This window comes from Polynucleobacter difficilis (assembly GCF_003065365.1).
Classification (GTDB): Bacteria; Pseudomonadota; Gammaproteobacteria; order Burkholderiales; family Burkholderiaceae; genus Polynucleobacter; species Polynucleobacter difficilis.
In genome coordinates, this window is sequence record NZ_CP023276.1 from 169,465 (window position 1) to 183,958 (window position 14,494).

Sequence of the window (14,494 nt, forward strand, 5' to 3'; positions counted from 1 at the left end):
CTATGCGGAATTGCTGGGCTTAGACCTATTTTTTGTGATCCATTGGTGCAGGGCATCGATTTGGGGAATCAGCTTGTCGAGGCTGCCATCATTGAGAAGAATCGTATCGGCTGCCGCTAGCCGATCCTCGCGCGATGCTTGTTTACGCATAATCTGCTCAATTTCGCTACGGTCCAAATTACTGCGCTGCATGACCCGTACAATTTGTAGCTCCGGGGGGCAGTCCACTACGACCAGATGATCGATTACCTGAGGCCAATAGCCCGATTCGACTAGGAGGGGAACCATAAAAACCAAGTACAGGGCTCCGTTTTGATAGGCTGCCATAGCTTGCCGGGCAGTTTCTGCTTGTATTAGCGGGTGGGTTATTGCTTCCAGCGATTGAAGTGCGCTTGGATCATTAAATACAAGGCGCCGCATCTTGGGTCGATCCAGGGATCCGTCGGCAGCCAATAAATCGGGGCCAAAACGATCCAGAATTGGGGCGATGGCCGCTCCATGCGGGGCAGTAATGTCATGGGCAATTTGATCTGAATCGATTACCGTTGCCCCAAGCTCGGCCAAGCACTTGGCTGCTAATGACTTGCCGGACCCAATCCCGCCCGTCAATCCAATAAGCGGAATTTGCCCTTTTAGTGCAGTGAGAGCGGAATGCGCAGGAGTTGGGGCCATATTAAGTAAATAATGCCAGCAAACGCCAAAAAGGGTCCAAATGGAAAGGCGCACGCACGCCCTTGTTTTTGCCAGTAAAGCCATATAACGCCACCCAGCAAGCCACTCAGTGCCGATAGCAACACAATACCCGGCAAGGCTTGCCAGCCCAGCCAAGCCCCCAGAGCAGCCAGCAGTTTTGCATCCCCCATACCCAAGCCGTCACGGCCTTTGAGGGAGCGATAGAGCCAATTCAGCCCCCAAAAGAATCCAAATCCGAACGTCGCACCGAGGATGGCCTCTTGAGGACTACAAAAGCGCACATCCACAAAGAGATTAAAGAGTAAGCCGCCGGCAATCAGCCGATAGGTGACGGCGTCCGGAATCCGAAACGTTCGAAAATCGACGTAGGCCACATAGGCCAAGGGCAGAATTAAGCCATAGCGAAGCACATCCGCAAGTAAGGTGAGATCAGTCAAACAATTTGCCCCAAGTTAAAGATTGGTAAGTACAGGATTATCACCAATCCCCCAATCAAAAGTCCTACAAATACAACGAGTATAGGTTCAAGGCTATGGCTCAAAAGCTTGAGTTGATTGGTTAACTGCTGTTCGAGGGCATCGGCGCGATTGCTGAGCATGGTTGCCAAAGAGCCACTAGCGCTACCAATCTGCAAGAGTTGCGCTGTCTCGTGGTCAAAAAACTGCTGCCGCGGATCGGCGCGTTGTAATGCTTCGCCAAAAGACCATCCTTGCGCAAGCGACTTAAAGATGTGCGCACTGAGATCATGGCAAAGCCACTGATTTGAGGTTTGCGCTGTAATGCGCATGGCCTCTAATGCAGGCAAGCCAGCCTGCATCAAATAACCTAAGCTACGACACCAGCACGCTAAGGTCGATTGGCGAAATGCATCCCCTATTATCGGAATCCGTAATAGGTACTGATCACAGCGCTTCTGAAGCCCCGGATAGCGCAGCCATAGTAGTGAGCTGCTAATTGCAGTGAGCGCAAGCCCACCGCTCATTACTGGCAAGTACAGCGTGAATTGCTCCGATGCGTTGAGAAGCAATTGGGTCGACCAGGGTAGGGGTGCATTGAAGTGACTAAATACGTCACTGAACACCGGGATGACCCAGGCGATCATCGCAATCATAAGTAAGCATGCCGAGCCTAAAGTAATCACGGGATAGGCGAGGGCGTGTTGTATCTGGCGATGCAATTCAATTTGGGTGTGTAATTGCTGTTGGATGGTACGCAGTGCAAGACTGATTTCGCCGGATTCTTCGCTGACACGGATTAAGCCGATAAAGGCTGGATCAAAAATAGCATGTTGCATTGAGAGGCATTGTGAGAAGCGCTCACCTTGCGCTAAGTGCTGCGCAATCAATGCCATCACCTTTTGCCACCGAGGCGAAGCCGATTGCTGCATAAGCTTGATGCTCTCCAATAGGGGTAATCCGGCATCAAGCAAGACGAGCATGCGCTCCACAAAATACAGCTGCTCTTGTTTTCTGAGTACCATGACTAATGCCAAGAGCCAAGCTGGGAATTGAGCTCGGCAAGGGTGATGCGTTGATGATCAACATGGACCATGCCAGCGGAGCGCATGTCCTGAAAACCGCAATGCTCGACCTGGCGTTTTAATTCAGCAGAATTTGAATTACTCTCAAATGCAGTGGCAATGGCGCTGGTGAAGGGTAAAACTTCATGGATGCCAATCCGATCAAATAGGCCTATTCCGCCGCACTGCGGGCAGTCATCGATTGACGCTGTAGCATGGCATTTGGAACAGATTTGACGTGCTAGGCGCTGCGAGCTAATGCAACGCAGGCACGCCCTTAAGACATCGCTGGCTATGCCTAAGCTACGCAGCCGTTGAATACTGGCGAGCGCGCCGCGGGTGTGTAAGGTGCTCAATACCAAGTGGCCGGTTTGCGCAGCCTGCATGGCCAGTTCGGCGGTCACCGCATCCCGAATTTCGCCGATCATGATGACATCGGGATCTTGCCTTAGTAGTGCGCGAACAATACCGTTGAAATCCAAGCCCGCTTTTGGGTGATAGGCAATCTGATTGACGCCCGCAAGACGGATCTCGATCGGGTCCTCGATGGAACATACATTTCGTCCGCTAGTATTTAATTGGCTTAAGCAGCTATAGAGTGTGCGGGTTTTGCCGCTACCAGTTGGTCCTGTAACGAGAATCAGGCCATCGGGCTGTGCAATGGCATCTGCGAGGTGGGTCAATTGCGCTGCATGCAAGCCAAGCAAGTTTAAATCCAATGCCGAAGTAGGGGGTGGCAATAAACGCAATACGGCTTTTTCCCCATACAGTGTGGGCAGTATGGAGACGCGGCAATCGATATCGGGGCGCGTGTAATTGAGTCCCACTGATAGTCGGCCATCTTGGGGAATGCGTTGCTCAGCGATATCTAATCTGGCCAGTATTTTGATACGGGCAATGATGCGTTCGTGCTCAACCGCTATGGGGACTTGAAGGATTTGTAATACGCCATCGACACGGATGCGAATGACAGTCTTATGTTCGAGCGCTTCGACATGAATATCGCTTGCGCGCGCATGCAGTGCTTGGGTAACGATGGCTTGCCACGCTCGAATAACCGTAAAGTCATCATGTTGAGTAGTCAAATTAATACAGTACCTTGAACAATGTTGAAGTAAGAGACCATGCATTAAGCGCTCAGAAGTGCTTGGCCTTACTGTAGTGACTGCACGCCTTCAGTACTATCGGGCGCGATTGAATTACCTGTCAGATACCATAGACCCCAATGACAAGCTTAGCCTCCACTCACCCACCATCCCATCACCAGAGCAATGCATGTGTGATTGCTGCGCCGTTTGGGTGTCTTGGTATCACTACCGAAATGGTCGATGGCAGTTTGATGCTGGCCTACATCCGCTATCTGCCCGCATCGGCAAAGCATCAAGCGCCTGGTAATGCCTTAGCAGCCTTGGTAGAGGAGCAATGTCGTGCCTATTTTGCGGATCCTAGGACGGTATTTGATTTACCCCTAAAGCCCCAAGGTACTGCGTTTCAACAGCGGGTATGGAATGCCGTTGCCCAGCTGCAATCGGGTGAAACGACCACCTACGGGGAGATCGCAGCCCGTTTGCATTCGGGTGCGCGCGCCGTCGGTGGCGCGTGCGGCGCCAACTATTTTCCCTTGGTGATTCCGTGCCACCGGGTTGTTGCGAAAGCCAATCTAGGTGGTTTTATGGGGCAGGATGCTCCCGGTCTCTATCGGGATATTAAGCGGTGGCTTCTCAATCACGAAGCGCGCGCTTGATTGGTCTTCCTGCAATCGTACAAAATTGCTGCATCACATAATCGGAACGTGCAGCAATCAATGTGAAGTAATAAAAAAGCCATACTGTTCTGCGAGGCAGTTTGACGTCATTCCCCCGAGAAAAATGGCTTCGATCGGCAATCTTACTGAGCGTGAGTACGGCCAACCCAAGGGCTAAAAAACAAAAGCGCCGAATACCCACTTCATCTGCCGGAATCAGGCGTATGTAGTCCATTGCTTCTGCTAACTTCTGGTCAGCAATCGCCAGCAAGGCAAGTTGGCTATAGCCTTGGGGTTTCCAGGAAACGCCGCGTGCGCTGTCTTCGGGAGAGTCTTTCAAAATATTGGTCATCTGCAAGGCTTGACCAAAGCCAATCGCCAGATATTCTTTACCAGCAATGGCACGAGCAAAGGCCGGCGAGTGCATGGCAAAGACGCTGGTGAGCATTTCACCAACGACGCCTGCCACCACATAACAGTACTCTTCAAATTCAGGTAGGTCGCGTAAGCCTGCCAAGGTTTGCTTGTCATGAAAGCGCAGCATGCCGTTCGACATAATTTCAACACAGCGGCTAATCGCGGCTTGCTCGTTTGTATTAAAGCCATGAAAAATGCGCAGTACCGTTGGGGTATTGGCAATCAAATCGCGCTCGTCCGCATTGCAGTGGCCTTCTAGTGCACGCAAGCAAGGGCTCACAAATGCATCAACCGATTGCTTACCTAAAACAGCATCCAGAAACAAGGAAGATAACTCCTGCTTCGCTTCGATGCTCAGAGTAGGCGCATCTTCGATCGTATCGATAATGCGGCACAGTAAATAGGTGTTCCCAATGACGGTTTCGAGCGCCTTGGGCAACAAAGGGATGGTGAGGGCAAAGGTTCTGGAAACCGCCCCCAAAATGGACTGCTGATATGCCATGTCGGCTATGGATTGCGGATGCACCTTGCTCATGCTGGAATTATGTCAGAGCGGCGTGTTTCAGAGGTCGTCATAAAACATATTTGCCATAAGTAACAAGGCCATATAATTTGTGCAAATGATTGAATGGGGCGGTTTGCCGTGCTGATTTGGTTTGTTGTCATCTATTGGGTAATCTCCGTTGGCATCGGCCTGTGGGCTGCTATGCGCGTCAAAAATACGGCCGATTTTGCAGCAGCAGGCCATAGCCTCCCCTTGCCGATTGTCACCGCCATGGTTTTTGCTACTTGGTTTGGTTCAGAGGCGGTTTTAGGTATTCCAGCCGAGTTTATTAAAGAGGGTTTGGGCGGGGTCGTCTCTGACCCCTTTGGATCGGCGCTCTGTTTAATCTTAGTGGGCCTTTTTTTTGCCAAGCACCTCTATAACCGCCGGATGCTCACGATCGGTGATTTCTTTCGTGAAAAGTATGGCCGCACAGTCGAGGTCTTGGTTACCTTGTGCATCGTCGTATCCTATTTAGGCTGGGTTGCTGCGCAGATCAAAGCCCTGGGTCTCGTCTTTCATGTTGTGTCGGATGGCGCCATCTCCGAAAACCTCGGCATGATGATTGGTGCCGGCAGTGTTTTGATCTATACCCTGTTTGGTGGCATGTGGTCGGTGGCGATTACCGACTTCATTCAGATGATTGTGATTGTGATTGGGATGCTCTACATCAGTGGGGAGATGACCGCGCTCACGGGTGGATTTACTGTAGTGGTTGAGCATGCGGCTGCGGCCGGCAAGTTCTCTTTTTGGCCCGATATGAATCTGGTCTCCATCCTTGGATTTACAGCGGCGCTGTGCACCATGATGCTGGGCTCGATCCCGCAGCAAGACGTCTTTCAGCGGATTAGCTCGTCCAAGAACGTCAATATTGCTGTGCAGGCGTCGATTTTGGGCGGCGTTTTGTATTTCATCTTTGCGTTTGTGCCAATGTACTTAGCCTATTCGGCAACCTTAATCGATCCCGGTTTGGTAGAGCGCTACATCAATACCGATTCCCAAATGATTTTGCCTAAGTTAGTGCTTGAGCATGCGCCGGTATTTGCCCAAATTCTATTTTTTGGCGCACTGCTCTCGGCCATCAAAAGTTGTGCAAGTGCAACATTATTGGCGCCGTCGGTCAGCTTTGCCGAAAACATCGTGCGCGGGTTTTATAAGAACTTAAGTGATCAAGGTTTGCTAAAAATCATGCGAATTACGGTCCTATTCTTTACCTTGGCCGTGACCTTATTTGCAATGAACTCAGAGCTATCTATCTTTAAGATGGTCGAAAGTGCCTATAAAGTCACTTTAGTTGCTGCATTTGTGCCTCTTGCCTTCGGAATTTACTGGTCGAAGGCCAATTCCTTGGGCGGCCTGCTTGCCGTCGTTTTTGGCTTGACAGTTTGGATTGGGGCTGAGATATTAGCTCCTGAAGCTACTTTACCGCCGCAATTGGCGGGACTCTTAGCCAGCATCGCTGGGATGCTGCTGGGTGGTCTAGTCCCCCGTTCTGCACTGCGTTAAGTGCAGGTTTGAATAATTTGTATTTTGTTGTGATTGATCCGCTGCGCGAGATCTCGCAGCAAAAGTTGCCTACGATGGGTGCAATGAAAAATTTTTTGTTCTTATGGAGTTGTTATGAAAATCTGTGTGATCGGCGGGGGTGGAGCCATTGGCGGCTACCTAGCTGTCATGTTAGCGAGAGCTGGCAATGATGTAACGGTGGTCGCCCGAGGGGCCACATTAAAAGCAATTCAGGAAAGAGGGCTGGCACTCATTACCAATGAAGAGCCAGAGCCATTGCATGCCACCGTTACTGCGGTTGAAAAGATTACCGATGCCGGTAAGCCCGACATCATTATTTTGGCGGTCAAGGCCCACCAAGTGGAGCCCGTCGTGCACGATATGGCGGCGATCATGGGCCCTGATACGATCTTGATCCCCATGCAAAACGGAATTCCGTGGTGGTACTTTCAAAAACTGCCCGGCGAGTATCAAGACCATTCGGTTGAGACAGTGGATGCGGGCGGCCTCATCATGCGCACGATCAATCCCAACAACATTCTGGGTTGCGTGGTGTATCCCGCTACATTTACCCAAGCCCCTGGCGTGATTCGCCATGTGGAAGGAACGCGCTTCCCAATTGGTGAGCTCGATGGCTCGGTATCCGATCGCGCAAAGATGGTTTCCGAGTTAATGGCGGCTGCTGGTTTTAAGTCACCGATTCTGGAAGATATCCGTGCCGAGATTTGGCTCAAACTTTGGGGCAATATGACCTTCAATCCGATCAGCGCCTTAACGCATGGTCACCTCGAAGGAATTTGCCAGCATCCGCTCACCAAAGATCTAGCGCGCAATATGATGGCCGAGGCGCAAACCATTGGAGAGAAGTTGGGCGTTACGTTCCGGGTTGATATTGAGCGCCGCATTGGTGGTGCTGAAAAAGTCGGCAAACATAAAACATCCATGCTGCAGGATTTAGAAGCCGGTCGTTCACTCGAGATTGATGCCTTGCTCGGTTCAGTTATTGAGCTGGGTCAGATCACCAAGATCCCAACACCATGCCTTAGTACGGTTTTTGCATTAACCAAAGTGCTGGATGAAAACGTCCAGGCATCCAATGGCAGTTTGGCTTTGCCATTTGCTGCGGGATATTAAGCCGGTTGATGGAGTGATGCGGAGTTCTACAGTTTTATAAAGTTTGTTCAGTTGTTAAAAAAGCCTCAAAGCAGCAATGCCTTGAGGCTTTTTTTATGAGCCCTACCTCTTTACTCGAAGGTGTTGTCGAGCTGTCCAACGCCATCAATCACAATGCTGACCTTGCTGCCAGGCTTCATTGAGCCAACACCTACTGAGGTGCCGCAGGCAATGATGTCACCCACCTCTAGAGTGATGTCTTGGGAAATCAAGCTCACCAATTTGGCGGGTTGGAAAATCATATCGGCAACTGGATAATTCTGGCGCTCTTGATCGTTCAAGATCGTTTTAATGTGCAACTGGCTTGGGTCGATGCCAGTAGTGATGTAGGGGCCAAAGGCGCCAAAGGTGTCGAAGCTCTTCGAGCGCGTCCACTGGGCATAGCCGGGATCACGGTTGAGGATTTCAATGGCGGTGACGTCATTAATGCAGGTGTAGCCAAAGATGGTAGAGGCGGCTTCGGCTTCACTAATACCTTGGCAGCGCCGCCCAATCACGATACCGAGCTCCCCTTCATACACCACTTTGCCGGAGTAGGACTTGGGCATACGAATGGTTTGGTTGGCAGCCAGAAATGAGCTATTGGATTTCAAGAAATACAGTGGTTCTGCTGGTACTGCATGCTCAAGCTTGGTCACCAGGGCATGGAAGTTATCAACCAGCGCAACCATCTTCGTTGGCACGCAAGGAATATCAATCACGACATCGGAGAGCTTTAGCGTAGCGCCGGTTGGTGTGGGATTGCAAAACAAATCGCCGCTGTACACCGTAATTTGATCGTTTTGAATTTGCCCAAAGCCAATTTGACCTTGGTGCTGATAGCGTACCCATTGCGTCATAATGAATTCCTCTTGTTTTCAGTATTGATGCGTTCTATCTTATCAAGGATCGGTTATGTCCCAGCCAGCGACCCCAGCTGAAATCCGTTTTGCCCCGGAATTCGATCAACCCGTGCGTTACATGATGCGCACCCGCAGCTACTATTTGGGCTTAGGCTATGAAAATCCCTATGTTTGGGCGCATTACATCGACGCACCATTTACACCACTCAAGAAACCACTAAGCGTAGCCAGGTTGGCCTTGGTGACAACGGCAGCGCCTTATCAGGCAGATAAGGGTCCGCAAGGTGCAGGCGCAGCATACAACGCGAATGCAAAGTTTTATGAGCCTTATGCGGGATCCATGAGCAGTAAGCCGGATTTACGCATCGCGCATGTTGGGATTGATCGCAAGCACGCCAATATGAGCGATAGCGAATGCTGGTTTCCGTATGAGGCGGCGCAGGCCGCACAGCAATCGGGCCGAATTGCAGCGCTCTCGCCCCGTTTTTATGGATTACCCAGTAATCGTAGCCAGCGTCACACCCTCGAGATCGATGCGCCCGCCATCATTGCACTCTGCCAAGCAGATGCGGTCGATGTTGCGGTATTAATCCCGAACTGTCCGATCTGCCATCAATCCCAAAGTCTGTTGGCCAGAGCTTTAGAGTCTACAGGGATCTCCACTATCGTGATGGCGAGCGCAAAAGACATTGTTGAGTACTGCGGGGTGCCGCGCATGCTGTTTAGCGATTTTCCGCTGGGCAATGCTGCGGCAAGACCACATGATCCAGAGTCACGCGCAATTAATTTTGAGTTGGCATTGCGTTTATTAGAGTCGGCAGTTGGACCACGAACCACGATGCAGTCGCCGCTCATCTGGAGTGATGATCCAAGCTGGAAGCTCGACTATTCGAATATTGAGCGCTTGTCCCCGCAAGAGGTGGCACGTTTGAAAGCGGAGGCGGAGGTGGCACGTGAAACAGCCAAAGCCTTGCGATTAAAAACGGTGGGCAAGTAAATCAATCCATGGGGGTTGGTCGGAATGAGAGGATTCGAACCTCCGACCCCCTCGTCCCGAACGAGGTGCGCTACCAGGCTGCGCTACATTCCGTTTTGTATTGCTCTATGGCGATGCCAGTGCAACTATTTTATCTGACTAGTGCTGTCTGGAAAAGGAGCTACAGACTGCTACATTTGCCTTGCAAGGGAGTATTCGCAGAGCGCAATCAAGGAGTCTGTCGCGGCATTCTTGGGGAATGCTTTGATATTCCCGAGCGCAAGGTCCGCTTCGCGTTTGGCAGCTAGTTGGGTGTATTCCAGGGCGCCAGAGCACTGTACCGCAGCCAGTATTTGCTCAAATACATCTTCCGGAAGATCGGTATTTTGGGTGATGGCTGCGCGCACTAAGAGCTGCTCTTCCGTATTGCCCTTTTCCAATAAGTAAATCAGTGGGAGGGTTGGTTTTCCTTCGCGCAGATCGTCTCCGGCATTTTTACCCATTTGTTCAGGGCTAGCGGTGTAGTCCAGTAAATCATCCATCAGCTGAAATGCGGTGCCGATGTGACGACCAAAAGCCGCGGCAAGCTCTCGCTCACTATTGCTCGCACCCGCCAAAATAGCACCCAGCTCACTGGAAGCCTCAAACAATTTGGCCGTTTTATAGCGAATCACTTGCAGGTAGCTGGACTCGTCCACCTCAGGGTCATTCATATTGAGGAGCTGCAATACCTCGCCCTCAGCAATCGTATTGGTGGCATCCGACAGAATCTGCATGATCCGAATGTCATTGGGGGCCACCATCATTTGGAATGCCCTGGAATACAAGAAATCCCCGACGAGCACGCTGGCAGCGTTGCCAAAGGCCGCATTGGCAGTCTCACGCCCTCGGCGCAGGGTGGATTCATCGACCACATCGTCGTGTAAGAGGGTGGCGGTATGGATAAACTCGACAACAGCGGCTAAATCCAGCACATGGGGGATTTCTCGGCCGCTGGAGAGGGCTTTTGCGACCAAAATTAACAGGGCGGGACGTACCCTTTTCCCGCCGGATTGGATGATATAGCCCGAAATCTGGTCAATTAAGGCCACTTCAGAGGTCAAACGGCGCTTAATAACCTCGTCTAGAGCCTTTAAATCAGGGGCTATTGGGGCCAAAATGGCAGCCAGATCAGTAGTTTTGACAGTGGTACTCATGCAAGATATAATAATCGGCTCAGCTAGTCCGTGTGGATTAGCTTCAATGTTTCATTAATTTGAGGTTTCAAACCATGTACGCGGTCATAAAAACCGGTGGCAAACAGTATAAAGTTGCTGCTGGTGAAAAATTGAAAATAGAACAGATACCAGCGGATATCGGCAGCGAAATTACCTTAGACCAAGTTCTTGCCGTAGGCGAGGGCGCTTCACTCAAGTTGGGTGATCCACTGGTTAATGGTGCCGCTGTGATGGCCACTGTCATCTCCCAAGGACGTCACGACAAAGTGAAAATCTTTAAGATGCGCCGGCGCAAGCACTATCAAAAGCACCAGGGTCATCGTCAGAATTTCACTGAAATTTTGATTAATACGATCAAGGCCTAGTTAGGCACACGCTGAAATAGCAGGAGAAGAACAATGGCACAGAAAAAAGGCGGCGGCTCGACACGAAATGGCCGCGACTCAGAATCGAAACGCTTAGGCGTGAAGGTATTTGGCGGCGAGCACATCAATGCTGGCAGCATCATTATTCGTCAACGTGGTACCAAGGTCCATCCTGGTGCAAACGTGGGTATTGGTAAAGACCACACTTTATTTGCATTAATCGATGGTCAAGTGCAGTTTGGTATCAAAGGCGCCTTGAATAAGGCCCAAGTTTCGGTATTGCCTCGTTCATAAGGCAGCCTGACTGAGATCCGTTTTATTTCTGAACGCAACACCGAAATTTAACTCTTAGGAACAGGCCTCGCACAGCGAGGCCTTTTTTATTCATGAAATTTATTGATGAAGCTCGAATCGAAGTAATTGCTGGCGATGGTGGCGCCGGTAGCGCTTCCATGCGCCGCGAAAAGTTCATCGAGTTCGGTGGACCCGATGGTGGTGATGGTGGGCGCGGCGGCAGTGTCTATGCAGTTGCCGATCGCAACATCAATACCTTGATTGATTACCGCTATGCCAAAACCCATACCGCCAAAAATGGCGAGCCGGGGCGAGGTGCCGATTGCTATGGCAGGGCGGGTGTTGATATTGAATTGCGTATGCCGGTCGGTACCATCATTTCTGATTTTGAAACCGGCGATCTGATTGCTGATCTGACAACGCATGGTGAACGCCTATGCTTGGCTGAAGGCGGTGTCGGCGGCTGGGGCAACATTCACTTTAAGAGCAGTACGAATCGCGCGCCACGGCAAAAGACTAATGGCAAACCAGGAGACCGTCGCAAGCTCAAACTCGAGTTAAAGGTGCTGGCTGATGTGGGTTTGCTGGGCATGCCTAATGCCGGTAAATCCACCCTGATTACTGCGGTATCCAATGCCAGACCCAAAATTGCCGATTACCCGTTCACGACCTTGCATCCCAATTTAGGTGTGGTGCGCATTGGGCAAGAACGTAGCTTTGTGATTGCCGACATTCCGGGTTTGATTGAGGGCGCAGCAGAGGGCGCTGGTTTAGGCCATCGATTCTTACGCCACTTACAGCGTACCGGTGTTTTGTTGCACATGGTTGATCTGGCGCCTTTTGATGAGGGCGTTGATAACGTTGCCGATGCAAAAGCGATCGTCAACGAATTGCATAAATACGATGAGGCTTTGGCTGAAAAGCCACGTTGGTTGGTGCTCAATAAGATCGACATGATCCCAGAGGATGAGCGCGCCGCAAAGGTAAAAGACTTCATTAAGCGCTTTAAATGGAAAGGCCCAGTCTTTGAGATTTCGGCTTTGACTGGGCTGGGTTGTGAAAAGCTCTGCTACGCCTTACAAGATTATTTAGACTCGGTACGCCGTGAGCATGATGCGGCAGAGGAGCGTGCAATCGATCCGCGTTATCAAGGTAATGATGATGAGCGGGCACGTAAAGTGATGGATGCTGAAGATTAATCTGAATTAAATATACGATCGAGATGTACATGGGAATACAGAACGCAAAACGGATTGTGGTGAAAGTGGGTTCTAGCTTGGTTACCAACAATGGCGAAGGCTTGGATCATGCTGCTATCGCCAATTGGGCAGAACAAGTTGCGGGCTTGCAAAAATCGGGATGTGAAGTCTTGATGGTGAGCTCTGGTGCAATTGCAGAGGGAATGCAGCGCCTTGCATGGACGCAGCGCCCTACCGAAATTCACCAGCTGCAGGCCGCTGCTGCAGTGGGTCAAATGGGTTTAGTGCAGGTGTATGAAAGTTCCTTTGCGCGCTTTGGTTTGCGTAGCGCCCAAGTCTTGCTTACCAATGCTGACTTAGCGAATGGCGAGCGCAATGCGAATGCAAAGGCAACCCTTACTACCTTGCTGCAATTGGGTGTTGTGCCGATCATTAATGAAAACGATACGGTCGTGACCGATGAAATTAAGTTTGGTGACAACGATCACCTTGCTGCCTTAGTCGCCAACTTAGTCAGTGCAGATGCCCTAGTGATTCTGACGGATCAAGGCGGTCTCTACACAGCCGACCCCAGAAAAGACGCCAGCGCAAGCCTGGTTGCTAATGCCATTGCTGGCGATCCTAATTTAGAAACCATGGCAGGTGGCGCTGGCAGTGCGCTAAGTAAGGGCGGTATGCTGACTAAGGTCTTGGCCGCTAAGACAGCTAGGGCAACCGGCGCAAGTACCGTTATAGCCTCAGGCCATGAGCCGGGTGTGCTAACCCGCCTGCTGGCTGGTGAACAAATTGGTACCTGCCTTAGCCCAGAATAAGGGGCAAATTAGCCCGCATCAATTGGGATAGTCGGGCAATTGATTGCCGCCAATAAAGCTATTGGGGTTTAGTGATCGGATGACGGTCTTTAGGCTTTTCTCTTGACTCGATAAATTACAAATGGCGCCCTGCGCTAAAGCAGCCTGATAGCGATTCGGAATGTTATCGCTAATCTTAGACCAGCTACCTAAGGGATTTTTCCGCCAGCTCCCATTGGCCTCATACGTGCCGTAAAGACGGACTTGATAGGAATCACAGCGAATGCCTTCGTATTGGGTTTGCTTGGATCCGCTTGGACTCGTGATTTGCACCATATAGCGCGTTACACCATCATTACCAATCAAAATGGATTGGGTATCGATTGCAAACTTAAATATCGTGGTTTCAGAAACATAAAAAGGCAGTAGGGTTTTGGGGTTTGGCGCAACCAGCGGCATGCTAGTATTGCCTTCCTTAAAAACCGTAGGGGCGTAGGGATCAACGCCGCTGATCATTGGGTCGCCAGAGCAAGCAATAAAGCTTGCCGAAACCAGTAAGCAGCTCGCATAGGCGAATAACCGGCGATGCGTCAAAGGAGGGGTATGCATGGGATTGGCCTAAGAGGAGGGTGCAGCGTTAGTTGGGTGGAGCGTCTGAGTCATGGCGCCGAACATGCTGTGTGAGCTCGAGCGGTGAACCCCAAACCAGTTGCTGTAATTTCAGATTGCGGGTCAGGTAGCGCGCCAGTTCAGATAAGGCTAACTCATATACCTCGCGCTTAAAATCCACGACGGAATCGAGCTCAATCCAATAGGGGTGCCAGCGCCAGGCATCGAACTCAGGATGCTCGGTTGCCCGCAGGTGAATGTCGCTGTCCTGCCCGGTCAGGCGCAGTAAAAACCAAATTTGCTTTTGACCGCGGTAGCTGGCCCGTTGCATCCGACTGGCGGTTTGACGGCGCAAGAACTCCTCCGGGACATCATAGCGAAGCCAGTCCCTGGTGCGTCCAATGATCTGGACATGTTCCGGCAGCAAGCCAACCTCTTCGTGCAATTCGCGGTACATGGCTTCTTCTGGGCTTTCACCATGCTGAATCCCGCCTTGCGGGAACTGCCACGAATGCTGTCCAACGCGTTTTCCCCAGAAAACCTCGTTAGCGCCGTTAAGGAGGACAATGCCGACATTGGGTCGATACCCTTCGCGGTCGAGCATA

General features: G+C 51.1%; 16 protein-coding genes, 1 tRNA gene and 1 pseudogene. 8 read left to right on the plus strand and 10 right to left on the minus strand.

Going from position 1 to position 14,494, the window contains the following annotated elements; translation table 11 throughout:
- Genes coaE through AOC34_RS00935 form a run of 4 tightly spaced genes read right to left on the minus strand, consistent with a single transcriptional unit; the run spans position 1 to position 3,297 of the window.
- Complete coding sequence (gene coaE / locus AOC34_RS00920; protein ID WP_407675563.1) at positions 1-672, minus strand: dephospho-CoA kinase; 672 nt, start codon at positions 670-672, stop codon at positions 1-3.
- A complete protein-coding gene (locus AOC34_RS00925) occupies positions 633-1,130 on the minus strand; it encodes a prepilin peptidase (RefSeq protein ID WP_108468350.1) in 498 nt (165 codons plus the stop codon). Before AOC34_RS00925 ends, coaE begins: the two co-directional genes overlap by 40 nt.
- Positions 1,127-2,173: a type II secretion system F family protein gene (locus AOC34_RS00930; protein ID WP_108468351.1), complete on the minus strand. Its 1,047-nt coding sequence runs from the start codon at positions 2,171-2,173 to the stop codon at positions 1,127-1,129. The genes AOC34_RS00925 and AOC34_RS00930 overlap by 4 nt, the downstream gene beginning before the upstream one ends.
- Positions 2,174-2,175: 2 nt before the next feature.
- The gene (locus AOC34_RS00935; RefSeq protein WP_199908303.1) at positions 2,176-3,297 is read right to left on the minus strand and encodes a GspE/PulE family protein; all 1,122 of its coding nucleotides are present in this window, start codon (positions 3,295-3,297) and stop codon (positions 2,176-2,178) included.
- A 140-nt stretch (positions 3,298-3,437) separates the two neighbouring features.
- Between AOC34_RS00935 and AOC34_RS00940 the strand changes: the two genes are divergently transcribed.
- A complete protein-coding gene (locus tag AOC34_RS00940; RefSeq protein ID WP_108468353.1) occupies positions 3,438-3,956 on the plus strand; it encodes a methylated-DNA--[protein]-cysteine S-methyltransferase in 519 nt (172 codons plus the stop codon).
- Here the strand turns inward: AOC34_RS00940 and AOC34_RS00945 are convergent.
- Positions 3,934-4,908, minus strand: coding sequence for a squalene/phytoene synthase family protein (locus tag AOC34_RS00945; RefSeq protein WP_108468354.1), 975 nt, complete (start codon positions 4,906-4,908; stop codon positions 3,934-3,936). The two genes, AOC34_RS00940 and AOC34_RS00945, sit on opposite strands and share 23 nt — an antisense overlap.
- Positions 4,909-5,016: 108 nt before the next feature.
- Between AOC34_RS00945 and AOC34_RS00950 the strand changes: the two genes are divergently transcribed.
- Both AOC34_RS00950 and AOC34_RS00955 read left to right on the plus strand, forming a co-directional pair.
- Entirely contained in the window at positions 5,017-6,423 is a 1,407-nt protein-coding gene (locus AOC34_RS00950) for a sodium:solute symporter family protein (RefSeq protein WP_108469968.1), read from the plus strand.
- A 114-nt stretch (positions 6,424-6,537) separates the two neighbouring features.
- Positions 6,538-7,557, plus strand: a complete 1,020-nt coding sequence (locus AOC34_RS00955; protein WP_108468355.1) for a 2-dehydropantoate 2-reductase — start codon at positions 6,538-6,540, stop codon at positions 7,555-7,557.
- 110 nt (positions 7,558-7,667) lie between these two features.
- Here AOC34_RS00955 and AOC34_RS00960 read toward each other — a convergent pair whose 3' ends face one another.
- Positions 7,668-8,435, minus strand: a complete 768-nt coding sequence (locus AOC34_RS00960; RefSeq protein WP_108468356.1) for a fumarylacetoacetate hydrolase family protein — start codon at positions 8,433-8,435, stop codon at positions 7,668-7,670.
- A 55-nt stretch (positions 8,436-8,490) separates the two neighbouring features.
- Between AOC34_RS00960 and AOC34_RS00965 the strand changes: the two genes are divergently transcribed.
- Positions 8,491-9,435 (plus strand): glycine reductase, encoded by a 945-nt coding sequence (locus tag AOC34_RS00965; RefSeq protein WP_108468357.1) that lies wholly within the window; start codon positions 8,491-8,493, stop codon positions 9,433-9,435.
- 16 nt (positions 9,436-9,451) lie between these two features.
- Here the strand turns inward: AOC34_RS00965 and AOC34_RS00970 are convergent.
- Together AOC34_RS00970 and AOC34_RS00975 are read right to left on the minus strand one after the other, a co-directional pair.
- Positions 9,452-9,528 (minus strand) — tRNA-Pro (locus AOC34_RS00970).
- A 77-nt stretch (positions 9,529-9,605) separates the two neighbouring features.
- Positions 9,606-10,610, minus strand: a complete 1,005-nt coding sequence (locus AOC34_RS00975; protein WP_108468358.1) for a polyprenyl synthetase family protein — start codon at positions 10,608-10,610, stop codon at positions 9,606-9,608.
- 74 nt (positions 10,611-10,684) lie between these two features.
- Here AOC34_RS00975 and rplU point away from each other — a divergent pair, with 74 nt between their 5' ends.
- The 4 genes and pseudogenes from rplU to proB form a co-directional block, all read left to right on the plus strand.
- Complete coding sequence (rplU, locus tag AOC34_RS00980) at positions 10,685-10,996, plus strand: 50S ribosomal protein L21 (protein WP_108468359.1); 312 nt, start codon at positions 10,685-10,687, stop codon at positions 10,994-10,996.
- Positions 10,997-11,029: 33 nt separating this feature from the next.
- On the plus strand, positions 11,030-11,290 hold the full coding sequence (gene rpmA / locus AOC34_RS00985) for a 50S ribosomal protein L27 (RefSeq protein ID WP_108468360.1): 261 nt from the start codon (positions 11,030-11,032) through the stop codon (positions 11,288-11,290).
- Positions 11,291-11,382: 92 nt separating this feature from the next.
- Positions 11,383-12,489, plus strand: coding sequence for a GTPase ObgE (obgE, locus tag AOC34_RS00990; RefSeq protein ID WP_108468361.1), 1,107 nt, complete (start codon positions 11,383-11,385; stop codon positions 12,487-12,489).
- A 23-nt stretch (positions 12,490-12,512) separates the two neighbouring features.
- Positions 12,513-13,289: pseudogene (proB, locus tag AOC34_RS00995) on the plus strand (glutamate 5-kinase); the annotation flags it as partial.
- A 30-nt stretch (positions 13,290-13,319) separates the two neighbouring features.
- On the opposite strand, the gene AOC34_RS01000 reads toward proB, so the two are convergent.
- Positions 13,320-13,889, minus strand: a complete 570-nt coding sequence (locus AOC34_RS01000; RefSeq protein ID WP_108468362.1) for a CNP1-like family protein — start codon at positions 13,887-13,889, stop codon at positions 13,320-13,322.
- Positions 13,890-13,917: 28 nt separating this feature from the next.
- Complete coding sequence (locus AOC34_RS01005) at positions 13,918-14,493, minus strand: RNA pyrophosphohydrolase (protein ID WP_108468363.1); 576 nt, start codon at positions 14,491-14,493, stop codon at positions 13,918-13,920.
- Between the last annotated feature and the right edge of the window lies 1 nt (position 14,494).

Coding starts and splice junctions, on each gene's coding strand:
- AOC34_RS00930 (WP_108468351.1), bottom strand. CDS start 2,173: ATGGTACTCAGAAAACAAGAGCAGCTGTATTTTGTGGAGCGCATGCTC.
- AOC34_RS00975 (WP_108468358.1), bottom strand. CDS start 10,610: ATGAGTACCACTGTCAAAACTACTGATCTGGCTGCCATTTTGGCCCCA.
- AOC34_RS00955 (WP_108468355.1), top strand. CDS start 6,538: ATGAAAATCTGTGTGATCGGCGGGGGTGGAGCCATTGGCGGCTACCTA.
- coaE (WP_407675563.1), bottom strand. CDS start 672: ATGGCCCCAACTCCTGCGCATTCCGCTCTCACTGCACTAAAAGGGCAA.
- AOC34_RS00965 (WP_108468357.1), top strand. CDS start 8,491: ATGTCCCAGCCAGCGACCCCAGCTGAAATCCGTTTTGCCCCGGAATTC.
- AOC34_RS01000 (WP_108468362.1), bottom strand. CDS start 13,889: ATGCATACCCCTCCTTTGACGCATCGCCGGTTATTCGCCTATGCGAGC.
- AOC34_RS00940 (WP_108468353.1), top strand. CDS start 3,438: ATGACAAGCTTAGCCTCCACTCACCCACCATCCCATCACCAGAGCAAT.
- obgE (WP_108468361.1), top strand. CDS start 11,383: ATGAAATTTATTGATGAAGCTCGAATCGAAGTAATTGCTGGCGATGGT.
- rpmA (WP_108468360.1), top strand. CDS start 11,030: ATGGCACAGAAAAAAGGCGGCGGCTCGACACGAAATGGCCGCGACTCA.
- AOC34_RS00960 (WP_108468356.1), bottom strand. CDS start 8,435: ATGACGCAATGGGTACGCTATCAGCACCAAGGTCAAATTGGCTTTGGG.
- AOC34_RS00945 (WP_108468354.1), bottom strand. CDS start 4,908: ATGAGCAAGGTGCATCCGCAATCCATAGCCGACATGGCATATCAGCAG.
- AOC34_RS01005 (WP_108468363.1), bottom strand. CDS start 14,493: ATGCTCGACCGCGAAGGGTATCGACCCAATGTCGGCATTGTCCTCCTT.
- rplU (WP_108468359.1), top strand. CDS start 10,685: ATGTACGCGGTCATAAAAACCGGTGGCAAACAGTATAAAGTTGCTGCT.